Genomic DNA, 3,925 nt, shown 5'->3' with positions numbered 1-3,925 from the left:
TTATCTGCTACTTCTTGCTGCGGCGATGTTGCCTCAATCAAGGTTCCTTCAGGCTCACCGACCATAATCGATGTCAGCGCTCCCGGCTTATTCATATTGAATACACGCAAAGGCATGTTGTGGTCTCGACACAAACAAATCGCCGTTAGATCCATAACGCCAAGTTTACGGTCGAGCACTTCATCGTACGTGAGGTGATCGAACTTTTTGGCTTTCTTAACCTTCATTGGGTCGGCATCGTACACGCCGTCAACTTTTGTTGCTTTAAGTACCACATCCGCCTCGACCTCAATGCCACGGAGACATGCCGCCGAGTCAGTCGTAAAAAATGGATTACCGGTTCCGGCACTGAAAATAACGACGTCACCACCCTTCAACCAACGCATTGCCGTCCTACGATCATAATGCTCTACCACGCCACTCATTGGGATAGCAGACATAACGCGCGTCGAAATATTCGATCTCTCCAGTGCGTCGCGCATCGCAAGCGCATTCATAACCGTCGCCAACATACCCATGTGATCACCAGTAACACGATCCATCCCAGCGGCATTCAAGGCGGCACCTCGGAACAAGTTTCCGCCGCCAATCACCATTCCAACTTGGACACCAATACCAATTAGCTGGCCTACTTCAAGCGCCATACGATCAAGCACTTTAGGATCAATACCAAAATTCTCTTCACCCATGAGCGCTTCACCGCTCAGCTTTAATAGAACGCGTTTGTACTTTGGTTGCAGGTTAGCTGCCATAGATTTAATCCTGAAGAATTGTCGGACACATTATAGTCGTTTGTTTGGCGCGGCCACATATAAGAATGCCGCACCTTAACAAATAAGGCACGGCATCGGCGCGAATTGTATCAAGAAGAGCTTTTAGCCGCTACGGCAAAGCCCCTCTTTTTATTCGCAACACTGAGAGCGAAGAGTTAGCCTTTAAGCTGCGCTGCCACTTCAGCGGCAAAATCTGTTTCTTCAACCTCAATACCTTCACCTACTTCAAGGCGAACAAAAGAAACAATCTCTGCACCTGCATCTTTTGCAAGCTGCCCGACTGTAACCTCTGGATTTTTAACGAACGGCTGCTCAGTCATACTATTCTCTTTCAAGAATTTCTTGATGCGGCCACCCATCATTTTCTCAACAATCTCAGCAGGCTTACCTTCCATGTCAGGCTGCGCCTTGATGATCTCTTTCTCTTTTTCTACTTCGTCGGCAGCCATATCTTCCGGGCGAAGGACACGAGGATTAACCGCAGTCGCATGCATAGCGATGTCTTTTGCAAGATCACCTGAACCACCATTCAATACCACGATTGCTCCGATGCGATTGTTTGAGTGAACATAAACACCGACAACATCACCTTCAAGCTTCACTGCACGACGCGGGGAAATATTCTCACCGATCTTTTGAACTAACGCCTCTCGATCACCATCAAGCATACCTGCAACGTCGGTTGTACCGGCAGCAAACGCTTCCGCTGCAACCTTGTTTGCAAACGCTAGAAAATCTTCGTTCTTAGCAGCAAAGTCTGTTTCCGAATTTACTTCAACCAACATTGCTGACTTGTTGTCGTCAGCAGACTGAAGCACCACAACACCTTCTGCAGCTGTGCGGCCAGCTTTTTTAGCCGCCTTCATGCCACTCTTTTTACGAAGCTCTTCGATAGCTTTATCAACATCACCACCTGTCTCTGCAAGCGCTTTTTTGCACTCCAGCATTCCAAGACCGGTACGTTCACGTAACTCTTTTACCATTGAGGCACTAATTGCAGCCATTATATATCCTCATCAATTTGCCATCGGCATATTTTTTGGAGTCTCGAGGCGATCGCCTCGCGACAAAAATTGAATCATTCTTTTATTACAAAAGACCTGCAAGCGAACTTGCAGGTCTTTTGAGTATCGCAGTACAAACTGGCTTATTCAGCAGCTGGAGCTTCCTGAGCTTCTTCAGCTACCTCAACGTACTCGCCACCACCAGCTACAGTGCCTTCAACTACGGCATCTGCAAATGCTTTTGCATAAATCTGGATCGCGCGAATCGCGTCGTCATTACCAGGGATAACGTAGTCAACGCCATCCGGGTCACTGTTCGTGTCCACAATTCCGATAACAGGGATTCCAAGCTTGTTTGCTTCTTTGATTGCAATGCGCTCATTATCGACATCGATAACAACCAACGCATCTGGCAAGCCACCCATCTCTTTAATACCACCGATGCTACGCTCAAGCTTTTCCATCTCACGCGTTCGCATTAAGACTTCTTTCTTGGTTAGCTTCTCGAAAGTACCGTCACCTTTTTGCTTCTCTAGATCGCGTAAACGACGAATGCTCTGGCGAATCGTTTTATAGTTAGTAAGCATGCCGCCCAACCAACGATGATTCACATATGGCATACCTGAACGCTCAGCTTCCTCTTTTACGATTTTGCTAGCTGCTCGCTTTGTGCCTACGAACAAGATCTTGTTCTTGTTTTCAGCAAGCTTTTTGACCAAAGCCAAAGACTCATTGAAAGCTGGAACCGTCTGCTCAAGATTGATGATATGGATTTTGTTACGAGCGCCAAAAATGTATTTGTCCATTTTTGGGTTCCAGTAACGAGTCTGGTGCCCGAAGTGTACGCCTGCTTTAAGCAGGTCACGCATAGAAACTGCTGCCATTTTACTTTCCTAAATGTATTGGGTTGAACCTCCACGCCCCCCATTCAACAACCCCTGTCGGAGCACCCAGCTGAATGTGACGAAACGTGTGCGGATTTAAATTAAAGAGTAGCTCTCTACTCCTGCGAGTTTTTCGCGGGCGCTTTATACCATAAAACAAAAGCCAGTTAAAGAAAAAGCTCAGAACCAAAATCGCACCCCACCCCTGATTACGCGCCATAACGTTTGATTGCACTTTGTAATCCCGCTACGGCCCTGTAGAATACAGCCCTATTTTGAAGGTGCTGAACCATGTAACCAGCACTCATACACTTCGCCAACAGAGACGCTATGACAGTTACAATTAAAAACGCTGATGAAATTGAAAAAATGCGCATTGCCGGCAAACTTGCTGCTGAAGCGCTCGAAATGATTGAACCGCATGTCAAAGCGGGAGTTACAACCGAAGAGCTAAATTCAATCTGCCACGACTATATAGTCAACACGCAAAACGCCATTCCGGCACCGCTTAATTATAAAGGCTTCCCAAAATCAATCTGCACCTCAGTCAACCACGTAATATGTCATGGCATTCCAACAGAAAAGAAAAAGCTAAAGAACGGTGACATCATCAACATCGACATCACCGTCATCAAAGATGGTTATCACGGAGACACCAGCAAAATGTTCTTCGTTGGAGAGCCTAGTATTGCGGCGGAGCGTTTAGTGCGTATCACCCAAGAGTGCATGTATAAAGGTATTGCTCTGGTAAAGCCTGGGGCGCGACTTGGTGACATTGGCGCGGTGATACAAAAGCATGCAGAGAGTAATTATTACTCGGTTGTTCGAGAGTATTGTGGTCACGGTATCGGCGCAGTTTTTCACGAAGACCCTCAGGTGATGCACTACGGAAAAAAAGGCACAGGAATGGCGCTAAAAGAAGGTATGACATTTACTATCGAGCCGATGATTAATCAGGGTAAACGTCACTGCAAGCTCCTCCCTGACGAATGGACAGTGGTCACGAAAGATCACAAGCTTTCCGCTCAATGGGAGCACACGATACTTGTAACCAAGGATGGCTACGAAGTTCTTACAATGAGGGAAGAAGAGAAAGTGCATTTCGGAATTGCATGAACAAAATGACAGCAGCTCCAGACCTGAAAGCGACGTTTATCGAAACCTCAGGAATTTCACTCGACGAGCTTTATAAAGATCTTACTGAACCCGGCTACCCAGCAAAGGATGCGAAGCGCTATTTAAAACTAGCGAACGATTGCTTTGA

At 46.7% G+C, this 3,925-nt stretch carries 4 protein-coding genes; 1 reads left to right on the top strand and 3 read right to left on the bottom strand.

The genetic code is table 11. The features are described 5' to 3' along the window. From pyrH to rpsB, 3 genes are all read right to left on the bottom strand, one after another. A partial coding sequence (pyrH, locus tag A3751_RS19145; protein WP_068458591.1) for a UMP kinase occupies nt 1–752 on the bottom strand: 752 nt, incomplete at its 3' end. A gap of 176 nt (nt 753–928) precedes the next feature. Further along, the gene (gene tsf / locus A3751_RS19140; protein ID WP_068458590.1) at nt 929–1,777 is read right to left on the bottom strand and encodes a translation elongation factor Ts; all 849 of its coding nucleotides are present in this window, start codon (nt 1,775–1,777) and stop codon (nt 929–931) included. Nucleotides 1,778–1,920: 143 nt separating this feature from the next. Beyond that, nucleotides 1,921–2,661, bottom strand: coding sequence for a 30S ribosomal protein S2 (gene rpsB / locus A3751_RS19135; RefSeq protein ID WP_068458589.1), 741 nt, complete (start codon nt 2,659–2,661; stop codon nt 1,921–1,923). A 330-nt stretch (nt 2,662–2,991) separates the two neighbouring features. Between rpsB and map the strand changes: the two genes are divergently transcribed. Then, on the top strand, nt 2,992–3,777 hold the full coding sequence (gene map / locus A3751_RS19130; RefSeq protein ID WP_068458588.1) for a type I methionyl aminopeptidase: 786 nt from the start codon (nt 2,992–2,994) through the stop codon (nt 3,775–3,777). The last annotated feature ends 148 nt before the right edge of the window (nt 3,778–3,925 follow it).

It is taken from the genome of Oleiphilus sp. HI0080 (assembly GCF_001635135.1).
Note: the sequence above shows the minus strand (reverse complement) of the source record. Positions and strands in the feature narration are given on the sequence as shown.